The organism is Methanoregula sp. PtaB.Bin085 (assembly GCF_002067035.1).
In the GTDB taxonomy this organism is placed as follows: Archaea; Halobacteriota; Methanomicrobia; order Methanomicrobiales; family Methanospirillaceae; genus Methanoregula.
Genome location: NZ_MVQB01000021.1, coordinates 14045 through 31289, shown reverse-complemented (window position 1 = coordinate 31289; position 17245 = coordinate 14045). Strand labels below are relative to the sequence as shown.

Below are 17245 nucleotides of genomic sequence, written 5' to 3'. Positions count from 1 at the left end.
GATGTCAGAAAACAAATATACTTCTGATCTGAGAAGAAGTAGTGCTCCTTGTTTTGGTTTCCCATACCTTATACAGGGAGCACCTTGTTCTTAGCTTTTCCGGATACTTAACAGGGTTTCAACAGAGCCGATTTTTTCATTCTTTTCTATAAACAAACGTCTGAAAATTAAAAATTTGTTAAACGTTAAAAAAATTACAGTAAAAATACCTAGAAAATACCAAAATGCTGTAATGTCGCCCTTTTCAGACGTTATTGTGCTTGAAGCTATAAATCCAATGACTATCGCAATTATCGGAAAAAAATTGGGTTTTACGTCATTGATTTGACATTGTTTAAGTTGAATTTCGGTATTAACCAAATTAAGATAATCAATTAATTTTACATCATCCGGCATTTGACAATATATTAGGTACTGATGATATTTTAAAAAGAGTGGATAATTTTACACTTCATTCTCGGTACTTTTTTACTAATATAATTATAAAGGAAAATGACAAATGCTCACTTGAGTGGGACATTTATTAAATTCATGTTTTGTTTCTCCTCAAGTCTTTAATTAGTGAGAGATGGGAGAGTTCAAATTGAGAATTTCCACACTACCCCAACAGTCCATGTATCGTTTATAGACATTTTCTGGCAGAAATTGCTTATAAGATGTCCAATTAATCGAACTCACCCCGTGTGACATTATGAAGTTCTTGTTGGCATCGGCGAAACCCAGTTCGTCGGATTTTTGTTCGAAGAATTTACGAAGATCCATCGCATTCAATTTTCCTTTTGTATGAATCATCGATTGGGGATTACGTTTGAACCACATCTGTAAAGAATTTAGATTAAAAACTCTCTCTTCATCCTTCTTCTTTTCAATTACACGCTTAAGATAAGGAACTAATTCAGGGTGGAGAGGCACCAAATGTTCCATCCGAATCTTATCCTGTGATGCCAGCACTTTGAGCACTAGAGGATTTTGGGATAAGGCTTGTTTAAACTGACCTACGGTAAACCTTTCAGTTGTCATAGGTCGTTGCCCTGTGTATGCCAGAAATAGGAGGAATGTGCTGTATCGTAGTTTTTGAGAATCTGACAATGAACTGGTATTATTGATATTCTCAATGGCTCGCTTAATATCTTCCACCACAATTATTCGAGTAGTCATCATCTTGATTTCAAGAACACTTCTTGGCTTCTTGAAATATCTTAACAGATTCTCAAGGGCAGGATCATCTAACTCCTGCGCTAAATACCTGATGAAATTTGAGATGTAGATATGGAGTTTATTCTTATGACTCACTGAATGGTTAGGGTCATCCCAAATTTTCCGACACAAATCAATAAGAATCTCTCGTGATATTCTGCCATCCGTTACTGTTATTAAATAACGAAGAGCATAATGTATGGTCTTTACAGAACTGTGAGAAAGTCCATTACACTGTAAAAGACAGTATGAGTTTAAACTTCTCTCATCAAATACCCACATCGCGCCGCCGTGGCTTAGCGGTATAGCGGCTGATTCGTAATCAGCAGGTCGGGGGTTCAAGTCCCCCCGGCGGCTCTCTGACAGTTTTTGTCATGACCCGGTTTTGGGTTCCTTTTTCACCTTTCACGGTACCTTCCCAAATCCGCATGTACCCCATTCAAGCCGAATGAACTGACGGGGTTCGGATCGCTGTGTCCATGGGATGCTTTTCAGCCTTTTGTACTGATAAAGAGCGCGCCAAGGACAAGGGCTGCCGGCACACCCCAGAGAGGGTTTGCGACGGTAAAAAAGATCTCAAGGACGTCAAGGATCGCATCCGACTGCGGCGACGGGTTGCCGAATGCGATCATGAACGCGACGAAGAAACAGACAAGCCAGAGAACGGTAAAGAGGAAGAGGCCGGTCAGGGCGCCTTTCCAGTTGATGCGGGGTAAATCTTCCGGCATGGTTTTTTGACCGGGTATCGGACAGGAGAGAACCGTCCCTTGTGTTACTCCTTCCTGCGTTCGGAAATATCCCTCACAGTGCTCATAACCGCCGACATCCCGAAATATTCCGTGATACGGCTGGAGATCTCGACCGGGACGTGCGTCCCGTCTTTCTTGCGGTGCACGGTCTCAAAGAGAAGGTGCCCGCGTGCTGAGAGATCCTGCAGGACCTCCCGCGTGAACAGGACTTCGGGACGGGTGTCGATGTCGTGCATGCGCATCTGCATGAACTCCTTTTTCGAGTAGCCGAGGTAGCGGCTCGCGATTACGTTGGTCTCGAATATCCTGCCATCGAGGTCGTGCAGGAAGATGGCATCGCTTGCCCCGTCAAAGAGGGTGCGGTAGCGGAGTTCGGACTCGATGAGTTCGTCCTTCATGCGCTTGCTCTCAGTGATGTCGACGATCGAGCAGACGACCCAGTCCTCGTCGGTACGGGCTGCAGTCACAAGAACCCAGATGACGGTCCTGTCCTTTTTGCGGAGCGCAATCTCCATGTCAGCAATGTGGCCGTCCATGCGGATCTTCTTCATGAATTTCATTTCCTGGTCGTCGTCAAACCAGAGGGTGGAGAACAGCATGGCGGCAAGATCGTCGCGGGCATACCCGAGGATGGAGGCCGCCTGGAGGTTAACCTCCCGGATCTGCTGGAGCTCGAGGTCGAACGTGAAGATACCTGCCTGCGAGTTCTCGAAGATCTGGCGGTACCTCCGCTCGTGCATGAGCTGGCCGGAGAAGGCAGTGATGACGATGCCGATGGAGACAAACACGTAAAAGAACGCAAAACTCGTGGTGTACAGCCGGATATCCAGGGGTCCGTACAGGTAGACAAGGCCCAGGAAAACCCAGCCGAGCAGTATTGTGATGTACACAGAATACCGCGGGTAAAAATAGGCGATCATGATGATGGGCAGGATATAGAAGTACGGGTAGATGTCGTAATACCCGTTCTTTAACGAGAAGATGGAGACAAGGATAATTCCGATGGTGAGCAACGCGGTGACCGAAAGCCAGAGGGTATTTGTCGTGGATATGGTTTTCATCTGCACATCATCCCTGCATCATGCACTGGATGGTGAGTATTCTGGCTGGTAATTATTTATTGTATCCGTCCGGGAAAGGGGGGAGGAAGCGGTTCACCTTTGACTACCGGCTCCTGATGATGAGCCAGCCGTTCTCCCCGGATTTCCTGAACCGGATGAGGTTGTACTTCCCGGCATAGTCCTTCCCGTGGAGGACCACCTCGATACGGTCGGTATCCCAGACAAGCAGGTCATACGTGCCGGAATCCCGGATCTTCACGTCGCCGGCCCCGTATTCACCTTCAGGGATCGTGGCCTCAAAACCAAGGTATTCGATCGGGTGGTCTTCGACCGCGATCGCAAGGCGCCGTTCGCCTCCTTTCTCCGGAAGTCCTTTGGGAACAGCCCAGCTTGCCAGAACCCCGTCATGCTCCAGCCGGAAGTCAAAATGGTGGTGCCTCGCGAAATGCTCGTGGAGGACAAAACGCAGATCCGGCCCTGCAGTCACCGCAAGGCCTCCCGCCTGCTCTCCCGGATAATCCGTTTGAGGTCCCGGGCAGCTGCAGCGATATCGGGGGCCGCGACAACGGCAGAGATGACCGCAATACCGTCCGCCCCTGCTGCAATCACCTCCAGTGCATTCTGCCGGTTAATCCCTCCGATTGCGACAACGGGGAGGGAGACATGCCGGCGGATCTCCCTGAGCCGGTCAAGGCCGTGGCCGGGCCCCGCGTTGTCTTTTGATGCCGTGGAAAATGTGGGGCTCAGGGCAAGGTAATCCGCCCCATCCGTTTCCGCGTCCACCGCCTCCCCGACTGTACCGATCGAAACCCCGATAATGAAACCGGGCGGGGAGAGCTGGCGCGCCGTACCGGGCCGCATGTCTCCCTGCCCAAGATGGACACCGTCTGCGCCGCAGGCCAGTGCAACGTCCAGCCGATCATTGACGATGAACAGTGCACCGGCTTTTCTGGTAATGGCGGCCATCTCCCTGCCGATGGCAACGAGCCCGGCACAGGACCGGCTCTTGTCCCGGAGCTGGATGACATCCGCCCCGCCACGGACAGCCTCCCGCGCAATAGCAGCATGCGATCTCCCGCCGCTGATGATCTCGTCGGTAATGACGTACAGGCCGAAGTTCATATGCTTGGTCACGGGGACCGGATCCGTGCCCCGTCAGCAAGGTCCTGAGGGGTCAGGTTTGCAAGCTCGTCGAACATTGCCACCTTGAAGGAGAGCGGGCCGTGCGCTGCCGCCGCTGCCCGTTCACCGGCAAGGCCGAGCGCCGCGAACGCCGCTGCCGTGGCCGCCACCGGATCGTCAGATACCGCACAGAAGACTCCCGTCACGGATGCAGCCATGCAGCCGGTACCGGAGATGCTGCCCATCCTCGGGTGGCCGTTGTCGATGAGGAGAGAGCGTTTCCCGTCCGTGACAACATCGGTCGCCCCGCTGACGGCAACGGTGAGGCCGAGTTTCCGTGCAAGTCCTCCCGCGATCATGACCGGGTCCCCGGAAAGCCCGTGGGAATCCACGCCCCGCACCACTGCCTCAACGCCCGCCATCACCCCGATCTCTCCGGCATTGCCCTTGAGGACGGCGATCTTCAGTTCATCAAGCAGCCGCTTTGCAGTATCGGTCCGGAACCGGGTTGCACCGGCACCAACGGGATCGAGAATGATCGGGATCCCGCGCTCGTTCGCCATCCGGCCGGCAAGGATCATCGACCTGATCTGAGCTTCGTTGAGCGTACCGATATTGAGTACGAGCGCGCCGGCAATCGCTGCCATCTCCGCTGCTTCCTCCGGGGCATCGGCCATCACCGGCGCCCCCCCGGCACAGAGCGTGATGTTCGCGCAGTCATTGACCGTGACATAGTTCGTGATATGGTGGACAAGCGGTCGTTTCTCCCGCACGCGTGCGAAGAGATCGGCGTAGGGTTTTGTCTTCATGGCATTGCTCCGGTCTGATAATCGGATGAGGATATTCCAGAGTACTATGGGAGCAGGAGAATCATTAAACCGCTGCCTGAAAAAAACCGGCGCTGGATTATTCTGTTCTGATATTTATCAGGAGAAGGCACACTTACCGCGTGATCTCCTCAAGCGTCGCAACCAGCATGTCGACTTCCTCTTCCGTATTGTAGAGAGCGAGGCTTGCCCGGACCGTGCCTTCATGAAGCCCGAGCCGTTCCATGAGGGGCTGGCAGCAGTGGTGGCCGGATCGGACAAGAATGTCCGCGGACTCGTCCAGCTGCTGGGCAACCTCGTGCGGGTGGAACCCGTCGACAGTAAACGAGACGACCCCGATCCGTTCGACGGGTGGTTCGGCTGCATACACATGGACGCTTTGGATCTTTTTGAGCCCGCTGACAAGACGGGCGGTGAGCTGTTCCTCGTGGGCCCGCACCTTCTCCATGCCGAGCCCCGCCAGGTAGTCCGCGGCCGCTCCAAGGCCGATGCCTCCTGCAATATTCGGGGTGCCGGCCTCGTACTGCTGATATCCATCCGCGGCGGTATACCCGTCCGCGGTCACGGACTCCACCATCCCGCCACCGAGAATAAACGGCCTGATGCAGGGCTCCTTCATCCAGAGGACGCCGGTACCGGTCGGGCCGAGCATCTTGTGACCGGAGCAGGCAAAGAAATCGCAGCCGATCCGGGAGATATCGACGGGCATGTGCGGGACCGACTGGGCGCCGTCCACAAGGAGCCGGATGCCCCGGTCGCGGCAGATGCGGGCGATTGCCTCAACCGGTGTGACCACGCCAAGGACATTTGAGGCATGGGTCACAGCAACAAGCCGGGTCTCTGGCGTGATGGCTGCCTCAAGGGCAGCGAGATCAAGCGAGAAGTCAGGGTGGATCCCGATAACGTCAACCTCAACCCCCCGCTCCTTCAGGTTCCGCCACGGCAGCAGGTTGGAGTGGTGCTCGAGAATGGTTGTGATGATACGGTCGCCGGACTTCCACGGGAGCCCCGCGGCAACCATGTTGATTGCCTCGGTGGTGTTTTTCGTAAAGACAGTAACACCCCCCTTTGCACCGATGAATTTCTCCACCTTTTCGTGGGCATGCCAGTAGCGCTGGGTCGCTATCCGGGTGAGGCGGTGGACGCCGCGCCCGACGTTGGCACGATAGCTGTGCTCGAACTCGTTGATCGCCTGGATGACCGGTTCCGGCGAGAAACTCGTTGCCGCGTTGTCGAGGTAGATGATATCCCCGAGAATCGGGAAATCCTTCCGGACAGCCCCGGTATCCAACAGCCCGCCTGCCTGCTGCTCCATTGCCGGTTTCATGGTTCTCTCCTCTTTCATATCAACCGTTGCCTTCACTGCCGTTGCTTTCACCGCCCGCGGACGGCCGGCCGTCAGGGTATGATCATCGCTGACCGCTACCCCGTGCTGCCGGCAGAGCTCCCGCATCTTGGGCGGAAGGGCCCGCCACCGCCAGAGTCCCCACGACGAGTAGGCCTCCGGGTACCCGTGCCTTGCCCCCCATGCTTCGAGGAAAGCCGTCCATCGCCCGGCCGCTGCCGGCTCGATCTTTTTTAAGTCCTCGTACTCGCTCTCGAGCATTGCGGGACAGAGGTAGCAGCCGATCCGTTCGAGTCCCTTGTCGTACAGGGGATTGAGCGGGATCTTCTGCCACCAGAGATACAGGAACACCTCAAGCGCCCGCCAGTTCCGGATTGGGGAGATGTTCAGCTGGAGCGGGTTGGCCGGGTTCTGGCTTGTCTCGTCGAGGCCCGCCCGGTTCCAGGATTCGTACCAGCGGTTCCCCTGGACGGTGACACAGGGACCGGTACCGGCAAGGTACCGCCTGAGCGGGTGCAGCTTCAGCAGCTTGCAGCACCAGCGGTTGTCCTTCCCCGGCGGCCCTGCCTTCTCTGCCGCCTGCCAGAAGTCCCCGCCCTTCCCGATAATCTCCACGCCCTGCGATCGTACGAACTCCACGGTTTCGGGGAACTCAATCCCCGTATCGATGAAGAACGCTTTCGTCACGCCGGCTTTCCGGGCGATGTGGAGGACTGCCGTGCTGTCCTTGCCGCCCGAGAACGAGACATTCGCCACAGGCCTGTCGTGGAGGTGCTGCTTTACCAGGCGGACAGCATTCCGTTCAAGGTTCTTGAGGTGGTACTTGTTCCGTTCGACCGCAACGTCCCAGCCGGGGTCCGGCAGGGTGCGGGGCGTTACGGGGACCAGTTCCTTCACCTTCACGGTCCCGTCCCGGACACTGCCGGTGCCGTACCTGTTCCGGTATTTCACGATCACGGTGCCGTCTGGTACGGGGGTTTTCAGCGCCAGCCGTTTCCCGCCGACCCTGCCTCCGTCGTTCCGGATATCGGTTTCGCGGTCAAGATCCACGATCCCCTTCGTGGCATGCCCGATAAGGAACGGGAGGGCTTCCGGCGCGATATCGAACGAGAATGCGCGGCCAACGGGATCGAAGGACAGCCACCCGAACCGTTCGCCGTTCATAATCACGAGATCGGCCCGGTCTGCCCCGCCGGTCTTGTTCAGCAGGAGAATTTTCTTCAGCGGGACATCGCCAAACCGTCCGGTAACAAGCCGGCGGATGAGGGCCATGTCAGCCGCCAGCGCCGGGCGGACATCGTACGGCTGGAGGAGCTCGATCCGCTTGCCTTCACGTTTGCAGGCGCAGGTCTTTGCAACCAGCGGCACGTTGCACTCTTCGCACCAGTAGAGCACCTTCTTTACCGGCGGTTCACGCATCACGCTGTACGATTGCGCGGCCGGCATGATAAGAGGAACGATCAGGCCATCCGGTTGTTCACGCGGGTTTGTTCTCGCGGAACGATCCCTCCGGGATCAGGATCTCGAACCGGGCACCTTTGCCGTGCGTGCCGGTTTCCCGGATTGAAAAGCCGGTGATACCCAGGATCTCACGGGACAGGAACAGGCCGAATCCCGTGTGCTTGCCGAACTCACGCAGGAAGATATTCTCCTTGTCCTCGTCAGGGATTCCGACCCCGTCGTCCTCGCAGATGACAAGGCAGCCCGTCCTGACGATCTGGTACGAGAGCCGGATGTACGTGAGGTGCCCGCCGTGCCGGATGGCGTTCTCGAGGAGCGTGTACACCACCTTCTCGAACAGCGGATCGGCGTAGATCTCAAGGCGGCCCATCTCGTTTTTCAGTTTGACATCGCCGAAATCCACGGTGTTGGCAAGGAGGGTGACGATGTTCCGGAGGTACTGCCACTGGGGACGGTACAGGCCGATGTCCTGGTAATCCTTGGTGAACTTGATCATGTTGCGGATAGCCTTGGTGGCCTTCTTCTCGCGCTCGATATACCCCAGCATATCCTTGTCTTTGGAGAGTTCCCGGGACATCTCGATATACCCCCCGAGTACCGTCAGCTGGTTGAGGATATCGTGGCGCGTGATCGAGTTGAGGAGCTTCAGTTTCTGGTTCGCCCGGTACAGCGCCTGCTCGGCATTCCTGCGTTCGGTCGTGTCAGTACCAAAACTGATCACGCCGGTGACCACGTTGTCCTTGTTGACGAGGGGCTTGTTCCTCCAGGAGATCCAGACCCGCTCACCGTTCTTTTTCCGGTGCTCGGTTTCCCGGATCGCGTACCCGTCGGAGCGGCTGGTTACCTCGCGGACAAAATATCCCATGTCCCGTACCGGGTCGGTACCGGTCGCAGCAAGGGGGGTCTCTGTGAGAAATCTGCCAATCAGCTCGTTCTTTTCCAGCCCGAAATACTGCAGGGCATATTCGTTGATGAAGGTGATCCGTGAGTCCTTGTCGAGTTTCAGGATGATGAGATTGGCGTTCTCGATAAGTTCGTGGTACCGCGCCTCGTTCTCAATCAGGATCGACTCTTTCCGGTAATTGCTGACCGCGAGCCGTATCCACCGGGCAACGCGGACATACTGGCGTGAGGTATCGGGGATCCTGGTGAAACAGAAGTCCGCGCCCGCCGCGATTGCCTCGTCCTCGCGGCCATCGGTGGAGGTATCGGTGATGAGGATGAACGGGATATTGTGTTTTTCCCGGACAAGATGGATAAGCGCAATCCCGTCCATGTCCCCGGGAGCCATATCTGCTACAATTGCATCGTACTGGTTCGTTGCGAGGGTGGCAAGGGCATCGCGCCCGGACGTGGCCGTCCCTGCCCGTATATCCCCTTTCCGCTCGAGCGCTTCCTGTGCCAGGATGAGCTGCGGCTCATCGCTGCTGACACACAATACCGAGATCATGTACAGGATCCAGTTGCATGAATGAGCATTATTTGATAACGGGTACATTATTCAATGAAAGGATAAATTTACCGCATCCGCCTGAACCGTCTGCCTGACATTTGTAAGGAGGAGCAACCGTGCGGGCGAACGATAACATAAGTATAATATAATCAGGCCGCTATTGGGAACATAGGTGAAATGACCATGGTGAAACTGACTGCTGAGATGAAAGAGGCGTTTTCCAAAATGAAGGTCTTCCCGGTTGCTACGGCATCAAAAGACGGGACACCGAACGTCATCCCCCTCGCGATGGTTGAGCTGCACGATGACGAGACGATCTGGCTTACCGATAACTTCATGAACAAGAGCATGACGAACCTGCGGACGAATCCGAAGGTTGCAACCTATGTCTGGGGGCCGGAGATCAAGGGCTGCTACCAGATCAGGGGGGTCACGAGCATCAGGACCAGCGGCCCGGAGTACGACGAGATGAAGGCCAACATCAACCGCAAGCGGCCGGAACTTCCCGCACGCTCGCTGGTGATTGTGAAGATCACGGAAGTCTACGAGTGCAAGCCCGGGCCGACCGCAGGCTCGAAACTCTTATGAGTTTCCCGCAGCGAGGATTTCGGAATCCTCACCTGCCCGTAACTCCTTTCGAGTTTCCTGCCATACTGACCTCCGGGATTATGATCTGAACAATAATCCTGTGAAGCATTGAACAGGCAAAACACCACTCTTCCTTTTTGAGCCCCCGGTGGTGAAAACCGCAACCGACACCTGCGGACAAAAAGAGGACTGGACAGCCGGGCTGCTTCATTTCCCGCCGGGCTTTGATCCCGGGGCTGCCGCGACCACGTTCAGTGCCGCGATGATATCCGGCAGCCGTTCGGCCGGGATGCCCATGACCATCTCGCCGTCCTCGATGCCGGAGAACTTCCGCGAGCCGTCGCAGCCGAGCGAGAAGTTCACCTTCCCGTTGAGGTAGGTCTGGGCGCAGGCATCGGCACAGACCGACTGGATGCCGGCGAATTGTGCACCGATCCTTCCCCCGACCCAGAAGAGGGTGCTCTGCGAGAGCTTGAGCATGGCCCACGGGCTGGCAACGATAACCACGACGTGGGGATCGAACGGCGTCTTCTCAAGGGGGGCATACATCGTGGCATAGGTATCCCCCGATTCGAGGTGTGCCACGCGGTCGATGGTCCTCTTGCAGGCTGCGGAGCTCTCAAACTTGCCGAGCTTGAAGTAGAAATCGCCGCTCTTTAATGTGTCGGTGATTTCTTTCAGGCCCAGCGACCATGCCCCGCCGTTGCACTCGTGATTCTCCGCAGTGGCGTAGAAGATCTTCCCTTCCTTCCGGGCAAGACCGACCATTGAACAGTGCCGGATGGTCTTGTCGAGTTTCTCCATGCCTGCAGGGATCTCCTCCTTCGTTGTCGCGAACCGGAATGCTACAGGAGAGCCGGAGAGTTTTAAGAGTTTTTTCAGTGTCTCTGCAGCTTCGGTATAATTGATAGCAATCTTTACTGACGATGCCATTGTCACAAACCTCATGTACACGGATACTTACGGGTGTATATGATACCCATATCGCGATATTCATTTAAAGATAGCGAATCGGGATATCGTAAAGAGAGAGGAGAGAGTGGACGGCCGGCATACCCGAAAAAAGGCACCGGCGGATTCAGAGACCGGCGTATTCCAGGACAAGCAAAAATCCGATCATCCCGGCTTCAAGGATGACGATGACCGCCCATTCCGGCAGCCGCAGCAGTTCCGGCATAGTGACTGCCGGGAAGGGGCCCCGGGCAAGGATCCCGTTCTTCAGCGCCGGGTACACCGCGGCAAAGAGGCCGACCCCGATGAGCGTGCCGATCATCCCGCCAAAGAGCGCGTCGAGCGCCCCGGTCCCCGCAGCACCGGCAACGGTCCCGGGGCAGTAGCCGAGCAGTGCGAACCCGGCGCCGAAGATCAGGCCGCCCACGATATTGGACCCGGCGGTCCCGTCCGCTGCATGGAGGTTTGCATACCCGAAGTGTTTCAGGACCGCAAACAGGACCATGCCGACGATCACTGCCGAGAGCATGAGCTTCAGGACGGTGAAATCCGTCAGCAGGAGCTGGCTCTCGATCACCCCGTAATCGGTGGCGCCTCCCTTCTGGAGGAGGAAGCCGAAGCAGATCCCGACGAGCAGGCCGAGAACGATCTGTGCATGGCGGCTGCCCCGGATCGCTGCCAGAGAGGTCACAGGATCACCCCGATGACCCGGTACAGGATCATGGCAACTGCAATCCCACCGGCGAAGAAGCAGGCAGCTGTAATCATGCTTGCAAGCGAGAGCTGGATCGATCCGCTGATACCGTGCCCGCTCGTGCAACCCCCCGCCCACCGGGCACCGAAACCGAGCAGGATCCCGCCGGCAAGAGCGGCAAGGAGACGTAGTATGGCGCTGTTACCGAACACCGTCGCCCAGAGCGAAGGGACCCACGAGAGATGGAACGTCCCGGAGAGGGACGAGGAGAGAAATGCCCCGATGACGACCCCCGGGATGATCATGAATGCCCAGTCAACCTGCGGGACGATCTCCCGGTAATATTCCATCGTATCCGTCTTCCCCGTATCGACAAAACGTCCGATCAGTCCCCGCGCCTTGACAAAAGCCGTGGAACACCCGAGCGGCCTGTCGGCAAGCACAAGGGACAGGCAGCTCAGTACCCCTATCCCCGCACCGGCGATGTAGGGAGACCACGCAGCATCCTGGAAAATCCCGATCATTCTCTTTCACCCACCCCCGGCAAACCGGGGAGCCTTACATCATACTGACGGCAGGGAACTGATAAACCTGTGTCTGGTAACAAATCCCTGTCAGGCTGTAATCCGGTGATCCTGCCTGCACATACCCTTTTGTATAAATCGGGGTAATATTACTCCGTGAAAGGGATGGCCGGCCGGTATAACCGCCCTCCCGGTTGTCACAGGTGAACCCATGGACTTCGAAGGATTACTGACCGATGCCTTCTCCTATGTCAGGGAGGGCATCTGGGGAAACACGGACCGCTGGCTGAAACTGATCCTTGCGCTCATCTGCCTGGGTCTCCCGTTCAACGGGTATGTCATGAGAGTGTACCGGGGGGCCAAACCGGCGCCCGACGTGGACGAGTGGGGGACGCTCTTTGTCGACGGATTAAAACTGCTGCTTGTCGGGATCATCTATGCACTGCCGATCCTGATCATCTGGATGCTCATCTTCGGGAGCTGGCTCCTCACCGGGTTCAGCGAAAGCGCCGAAGCGGCGATTGCGATGAGCGGGATCAACATCCTGCTGATGATGGCAATGTATGTCTACGAGATCGTCATAGCGCTTGTCATGCCGATCGCGTCGATCCGCTTCGCCCGGACGAACGCGATCAGCGAAGCCTTCAATTTCGGGGGTATCATTGGTACAATCGGGCGTATCGGCTGGCTCAACTATATCATTGCCATCCTGCTCGTCGGGCTGGTTGTCGGTATCCCCATGCTCGTCCTGATCTTCGGGTTCATCATTGTTGCAGCCATCATTGCCGGGATATCCATCGTTCTCCTCAAGGAAGCCGGCCTGCTGGTCTTCTTCGCCATCCTCGGCCTGATGCTCCTTCTCGTTCTCATCATTGCTCCTTTCTTTGGCATCTTCCAGGCCCGCTGCATGACCATTGTCTATGACAGCGCCGCCCCCGCGGAACCGGTCCCATAACTATTTTACACGGGCAGACCTTGCACGGGCAGCCGCCCTGCCGGATCTGCACGGAAGGCTCACAATCCGGGAGTGCAAATACGGGTGTGCAAATACCTGCTGGAGAATAGCCCTGGCCCTGCAGGGGGTTTTACCTACTGCCTGTGCTCACCCGGAAGCAGATGTGCTATCATAGGACACGGGGGCGCTGCAGTCTGCGGGCTCTGCTTCTTTGTCTGCCCGCACAGGAGAACAGAGATACATTCCCCCACGGGAACGCAGAGAATCAGGAAACCAAAGTCATCCAAAAAAAGATTCTGTGTTATTTGTTCAGGGGATTGTCGGTTGTGGCGACCCAGGCGATGGCCCCGTTCTCGTAGCGGTAGGTCGTCGCGTACCGCTTGCCATCGAGCACGATAATCTTGTCGGGATTGGTTCCCTTATAGCGGTCAGCCGGGAAGAGCGCGAACTCCCTGATGACGGGTTCAGCGCCGCCCATGCCCCCTGCATCGAAGGAGTATTCCTGGCTGTCAGGATACCGGATCACGACCTGGACATCCTTGTAGGCACCATCACGGATCTGGACCTTCCCACGGAACTCGTATACTGTGGCAGTGGTCGTGTCCATGCCGAAGTGGTCCACCTTGATCCGGGCAATCTCTCCCGCAGGAAGAGGGGTTATCGGTGTGGTTGTCGTGAGGGGGGTGATTGGTTCCGGGGTCAGTACCGTTGCCGGCGGCGTGGGGCCGGTCGTTGCGGTGCAGCCGGAGAACACGGCAAGCGCCGCAACGGTGAGGATCAGGATACCAGCTGCTTTCAGGTTCATCACTTTAGGTTGCCGGACGGCGGTATTGAATATTCCGCTGCTCGTCGGGATCAGCTACAACCGCAGATATCCCGTCCGGGCCACACACCGGGGGCTCGTCTCCTTTCTTACTCCTGATATTTTTCTATTCGGGATCCCTGAAACGTTTCAGAAATCCCTGCAATGATATTCCCGAGCCCTGCCACTTTCAGGTTCTCGAAGGTCACGACTCCGCGGTACGTGATGACCAGAATCCGGTGGTACGGGACCGGTTTTTCCCCGTCCCGTGTCCGCACGCCAAGGTAATAGGGTTCGAGACGGATATCCGGTCCTTCTGCAACGGACCGGTCGTCCGGCGCCCCGCGGTCAGTATACCAGACCCTGACCTCACGGATATCGAAGCGCCTGTCATGCCAGTACTGCTGGAGGAGCCGGTGACTGGTCAGCATGATCGTCACGTACCTTTGATCAGGATCCGAACATAAATGCCGCGGAACGACGCCTGTCGTTTTTGCAGTACCCGCGGGTTTATAAACACGTATCGCTCAATAGGCGGATGAGGAGTATCATGAAACGCGTTACGATCAATGCGCTGGTCGATATCGGCTGCATTGTGACATTCATCCCGTCGCTCGTCTCTGGCATCGTCCTCTACCTTTTCCTGCCTTCCGGTGGCGGGAGGGGCAGCAGCTGGGCTACTTGGATAGGGATTACCCGGCATGACTGGGTGTTGTACCATGATATCTCGAGCTTTGCCTTTGCCGCCCTGCTGATCATTCATCTCCTCCTGCACTGGCGGTTCTTCCGGAATATCCGGAAAGCGCTTGGCGGTGCGGCAGCAGAACCCTGCGATACAGCGGAGGAACGGTAAAAACAGATTCCCTGCCAGCCCGTAGAATCCAAAAGAGTGATTTCAGGAACGTGTCAGTATGCAGCGGTGTCCGATAGCAGGAGCCTGGTGGCAGTCGCTGAATACTCCGCGTCCCTATGCTTTTGCCCTGCTGATCCTTGCCGGGATCATCCTGGAGGTGATCGTGCATGTCTGGTTCGGCATCGCCGTTGTCTATACCCATTTTTTCTACCTCATCATCGTCATCGCGGGGCTTTGGTACGGGAGGAAGGCGGTCCTGATCGCGATTGTCTTTGGGGCCATGCATACCGCGGATACCTACCTTATTACCGGCATCATCTCTCCTGATGCCCTGATCCGCACGTGCATGTTCGTGATCGTTGCGCTCATCGTGGGCCTGACAAAAGAGCAGTCGGACGAGTACCGGGACCAGCTGGTCACCAGGAACCGGGAACTTGAGGAGGCGAACAACCAGCTCGAGAGCTCAAAGTCCGCTTTCGAGACTGCGAATAAAAAACTCAACCTCCTGTCGGGCATCACCCGCCACGACATCAGGAACCAGCTCCTCGCCCTCCTCGGGTTTCTCGGCCTCTCGCGGATGAAGGCCACTGATCCTGAACTCATAGGGTACATCGAGCGGGAAGAGGCCGCGGCCCTCACCATCCAGCGCCAGATCGAGTTCACGAAGAGTTACGAGGAGATTGGTGTCCGCGCTCCCCAGTGGCAGGATGTCCAGGCGCTTGCGCTTGCGATGCAGGAGCGTGCGACACGGGACGGCATCACGGTATCGGTTCGTACCGGGGAGATCGAGATCTACGCCGATCCCCTGCTCGAGAAGGTCTTCGAGAACCTTGTCGATAACTCCATTCGCCACGGGGAACGGGTCAGGAATATTGCCTTCTCCACGCTCCCGTACGGCCTCGATTACCTTGCCATCGTGTACGAGGACGACGGCATCGGCATCCACAATGAGGACAAGGAACGTATCTTCGACAAAGGGTTCGGGAAGAACACCGGCCTTGGCCTCTTTCTCAGCCGCGAGATCCTCTCCATCACCGGTATCTCGATCAAGGAATCGGGGGAATACGGCAGGGGAGCCCGTTTTGAGATCCTGATCCCGAAGGGCAGGTACCGCATCCCCCGCCCATCGGAGAGCGTGAAGTGATACCCACTGCTTGGCAGGAGTGACTCTGGTTCGGGCGTAGTCTGCATGCAGACCTTTATCCCCCCGGCGCCCGATATCCAGAACAGAGGAATATGCCATGAAGGTAACTGCAGTATCCAGCGTCGTGTCGGGCCCCAACCCGCACCATGTCGATGCACGGAAGATCTACGATTCGCCGCACGCCATGGCGGTCGTGATCACGCTCCGGCCCGGTGAGGCCCTGAAAAAACACATCACTCCCGTTGATGTCTTCTTCTATGTCCTGGAAGGGACAGGCGTATGCGAGATCGGGGACGAGAAGCAGACTGTCGGGAAGGACATGCTGGTCGAGAGCCCGGCACGGATCCCGCACAGGTGGTCGAACGTGTCGGACGCCGTGTTCCGGGTTCTCGTCGTAAAGGTACCGAAACCAACGGAAGAGACAAAACTGCTCTGACAGCGGGCCCCCGTCCTGCTCCGGCAGGTTTTCGGGCGGACCCCGGATCAGGAAAAAGGCTGGTCTTTCCTCCGGGGAATTCCGGGATCATCTGTTGAGAGGAACGGTATGGCGGCTGTAAAAAGGGATCAGGGAATTTTTGCTGCCGCTGCCCGTGCAGAACGGGTGAGGGCTTCGGTATCCAGCGACGGAGAGGTCATGAAGACCGATTCCATGAATGTTGATTTTTCAAAGACGATCAACGCCTTGGGGTTGTCCCTGCCGGTCCGATCCGCAACGATCAGGGCACAGCTCTGGTTGCCGATGCCGGGATCAGGAAGCCAGGTGATCTTGTAGCGGGACTGGTCTGCTTTCCGGTTCATCTCCACGAACCTTGCGTATACCGCTGCTGCATTCCCCGGCGGGTATTCAACAATTGTCTGGCCGAGGAGTACCGCTGTTGCGGATCGTGGCTTCTCGCTGGAGTACATCCGCGTGATGCCTCTCTTTGCATTGAATTCCGAGAATTCGGGATCTGCCAGGTCCGGGTTCGTTGTTATCTCATCCGCTGCCGCGAACGGGATTTCCGACCGCTCAAGGAGGAGCGGGGCCATCGATACGGAAATGTCAGGCTGGCTGGCACGCGGTGCTGACGGGGATCCGCTGCACCCGGCAAGGATGGTTGTAACCACAAGAACCACAAGGACCGCCTGCAGCAAGGGAAACTTCATGATCAGGGTTTTCTCCGTATCCAGAAAAACATTGGTCTGGCAGGCCCTCCAAAAAGGTGATGCAAACACTTTCACGGTTCGCCCGCGCTGGATTGATACCGCCTCCAAAGAACCGGATGTGTATGCGGAGCCAGTATACCAGCTGCCGTCTCGTCTGTCACCGGTGCGGCCATGCATGGACCTATATGGGGATCCGGCTGGAAAACCTTCATCCTGCCGGCAGACCCGTCAGGGTCCAGTGCCCGCGCTGCAAGGCGCGGGTGGCAATGGAAACAAGGAATGCCCGATGATACCATGGAATGACGGAAATCCGATCGGATGAAATAAAAAATTCAATATACAAAAAACCATTCGTCAATACACAAAAAACATA

The 17245-nt window shown here is 56.5% G+C and carries 21 protein-coding genes and 1 tRNA gene; 7 read left to right on the top strand and 15 right to left on the bottom strand.

The features are described 5' to 3' along the window. Nucleotides 1-558: 558 nt before the first annotated feature. Nucleotides 559-1020, bottom strand: a complete 462-nt coding sequence (locus A4E33_RS04235) for a hypothetical protein (protein ID WP_292346439.1) — start codon at nt 1018-1020, stop codon at nt 559-561. 462 nt (nt 1021-1482) lie between these two features. Between A4E33_RS04235 and A4E33_RS04230 the strand changes: the two genes are divergently transcribed. Then, a tRNA-Thr gene (locus A4E33_RS04230) sits at nt 1483-1554 on the top strand. Between the two features lie 134 nt (nt 1555-1688). Here A4E33_RS04230 and A4E33_RS04225 read toward each other — a convergent pair. The 7 genes from A4E33_RS04225 to A4E33_RS04195 form a co-directional block, all read right to left on the bottom strand. Continuing rightward, nucleotides 1689-1925 (bottom strand): hypothetical protein, encoded by a 237-nt coding sequence (locus A4E33_RS04225; RefSeq protein ID WP_292346438.1) that lies wholly within the window; start codon nt 1923-1925, stop codon nt 1689-1691. 44 nt (nt 1926-1969) lie between these two features. Further along, complete coding sequence (locus A4E33_RS04220; RefSeq protein WP_292346437.1) at nt 1970-3007, bottom strand: PAS domain-containing protein; 1038 nt, start codon at nt 3005-3007, stop codon at nt 1970-1972. Between the two features lie 103 nt (nt 3008-3110). Next, nucleotides 3111-3494 (bottom strand): DNA polymerase ligase N-terminal domain-containing protein, encoded by a 384-nt coding sequence (locus tag A4E33_RS04215; RefSeq protein WP_292346436.1) that lies wholly within the window; start codon nt 3492-3494, stop codon nt 3111-3113. Continuing rightward, a complete protein-coding gene (thiE, locus tag A4E33_RS04210; RefSeq protein ID WP_292346441.1) occupies nt 3491-4129 on the bottom strand; it encodes a thiamine phosphate synthase in 639 nt (212 codons plus the stop codon). Before thiE ends, A4E33_RS04215 begins: the two co-directional genes overlap by 4 nt. 8 nt (nt 4130-4137) lie before the next feature. Continuing rightward, complete coding sequence (gene thiM, locus A4E33_RS04205; RefSeq protein ID WP_292346435.1) at nt 4138-4938, bottom strand: hydroxyethylthiazole kinase; 801 nt, start codon at nt 4936-4938, stop codon at nt 4138-4140. A 133-nt stretch (nt 4939-5071) separates the two neighbouring features. After that, nucleotides 5072-7720, bottom strand: coding sequence for an aminotransferase class V-fold PLP-dependent enzyme (locus A4E33_RS04200; RefSeq protein ID WP_292346440.1), 2649 nt, complete (start codon nt 7718-7720; stop codon nt 5072-5074). A gap of 58 nt (nt 7721-7778) precedes the next feature. Beyond that, nucleotides 7779-9212, bottom strand: a complete 1434-nt coding sequence (locus A4E33_RS04195) for a hybrid sensor histidine kinase/response regulator (protein WP_292346434.1) — start codon at nt 9210-9212, stop codon at nt 7779-7781. Nucleotides 9213-9398: 186 nt separating this feature from the next. On the opposite strand from A4E33_RS04195, the gene A4E33_RS04190 reads away from it, so the two are divergent. Beyond that, the gene (locus A4E33_RS04190) at nt 9399-9803 is read left to right on the top strand and encodes a pyridoxamine 5'-phosphate oxidase family protein (RefSeq protein ID WP_292346433.1); all 405 of its coding nucleotides are present in this window, start codon (nt 9399-9401) and stop codon (nt 9801-9803) included. Between the two features lie 28 nt (nt 9804-9831). Here A4E33_RS04190 and A4E33_RS04185 read toward each other — a convergent pair whose 3' ends face one another. From A4E33_RS04185 to A4E33_RS04170, 4 genes are all read right to left on the bottom strand, one after another. Beyond that, on the bottom strand, nt 9832-10014 hold the full coding sequence (locus A4E33_RS04185) for a hypothetical protein (protein WP_292346432.1): 183 nt from the start codon (nt 10012-10014) through the stop codon (nt 9832-9834). Next, nucleotides 10011-10736: a DUF169 domain-containing protein gene (locus tag A4E33_RS04180; RefSeq protein WP_292346431.1), complete on the bottom strand. Its 726-nt coding sequence runs from the start codon at nt 10734-10736 to the stop codon at nt 10011-10013. Before A4E33_RS04180 ends, A4E33_RS04185 begins: the two co-directional genes overlap by 4 nt. Nucleotides 10737-10881: 145 nt before the next feature. Continuing rightward, on the bottom strand, nt 10882-11445 hold the full coding sequence (locus A4E33_RS04175; RefSeq protein WP_292346430.1) for a YeeE/YedE thiosulfate transporter family protein: 564 nt from the start codon (nt 11443-11445) through the stop codon (nt 10882-10884). Beyond that, complete coding sequence (locus tag A4E33_RS04170) at nt 11442-11972, bottom strand: YeeE/YedE thiosulfate transporter family protein (RefSeq protein ID WP_292346429.1); 531 nt, start codon at nt 11970-11972, stop codon at nt 11442-11444. The genes A4E33_RS04175 and A4E33_RS04170 overlap by 4 nt, the downstream gene beginning before the upstream one ends. A gap of 211 nt (nt 11973-12183) precedes the next feature. On the opposite strand from A4E33_RS04170, the gene A4E33_RS04165 reads away from it, so the two are divergent. Next, nucleotides 12184-12927, top strand: a complete 744-nt coding sequence (locus A4E33_RS04165) for a DUF4013 domain-containing protein (protein WP_292346428.1) — start codon at nt 12184-12186, stop codon at nt 12925-12927. Nucleotides 12928-13228: 301 nt separating this feature from the next. On the opposite strand, the gene A4E33_RS04160 is transcribed toward A4E33_RS04165, so the two are convergent. Together A4E33_RS04160 and A4E33_RS04155 are read right to left on the bottom strand one after the other, a co-directional pair. Continuing rightward, nucleotides 13229-13732, bottom strand: a complete 504-nt coding sequence (locus A4E33_RS04160) for a hypothetical protein (protein ID WP_292346427.1) — start codon at nt 13730-13732, stop codon at nt 13229-13231. A gap of 107 nt (nt 13733-13839) precedes the next feature. Next, nucleotides 13840-14160, bottom strand: a complete 321-nt coding sequence (locus tag A4E33_RS04155; protein WP_292346426.1) for an RNA repair domain-containing protein — start codon at nt 14158-14160, stop codon at nt 13840-13842. Between the two features lie 119 nt (nt 14161-14279). Here A4E33_RS04155 and A4E33_RS04150 point away from each other — a divergent pair, with 119 nt between their 5' ends. The 3 genes from A4E33_RS04150 (at nt 14280) to A4E33_RS04140 (ending at nt 16162) form a co-directional block, all read left to right on the top strand. Then, nucleotides 14280-14582 (top strand): DUF4405 domain-containing protein, encoded by a 303-nt coding sequence (locus A4E33_RS04150; protein ID WP_292346425.1) that lies wholly within the window; start codon nt 14280-14282, stop codon nt 14580-14582. 58 nt (nt 14583-14640) lie between these two features. Then, nucleotides 14641-15726: a HAMP domain-containing sensor histidine kinase gene (locus A4E33_RS04145; RefSeq protein ID WP_292346424.1), complete on the top strand. Its 1086-nt coding sequence runs from the start codon at nt 14641-14643 to the stop codon at nt 15724-15726. Nucleotides 15727-15823: 97 nt separating this feature from the next. Next, on the top strand, nt 15824-16162 hold the full coding sequence (locus A4E33_RS04140; protein WP_292346423.1) for a cupin domain-containing protein: 339 nt from the start codon (nt 15824-15826) through the stop codon (nt 16160-16162). A 128-nt stretch (nt 16163-16290) separates the two neighbouring features. Here the strand turns inward: A4E33_RS04140 and A4E33_RS04135 are convergent, their stop codons facing one another. Then, nucleotides 16291-16872: a hypothetical protein gene (locus A4E33_RS04135; protein ID WP_292346422.1), complete on the bottom strand. Its 582-nt coding sequence runs from the start codon at nt 16870-16872 to the stop codon at nt 16291-16293. 122 nt (nt 16873-16994) lie between these two features. On the opposite strand from A4E33_RS04135, the gene A4E33_RS04130 reads away from it, so the two are divergent. Next, nucleotides 16995-17162, top strand: coding sequence for a hypothetical protein (locus A4E33_RS04130; protein WP_292346421.1), 168 nt, complete (start codon nt 16995-16997; stop codon nt 17160-17162). Nucleotides 17163-17245 lie beyond the last annotated feature (83 nt).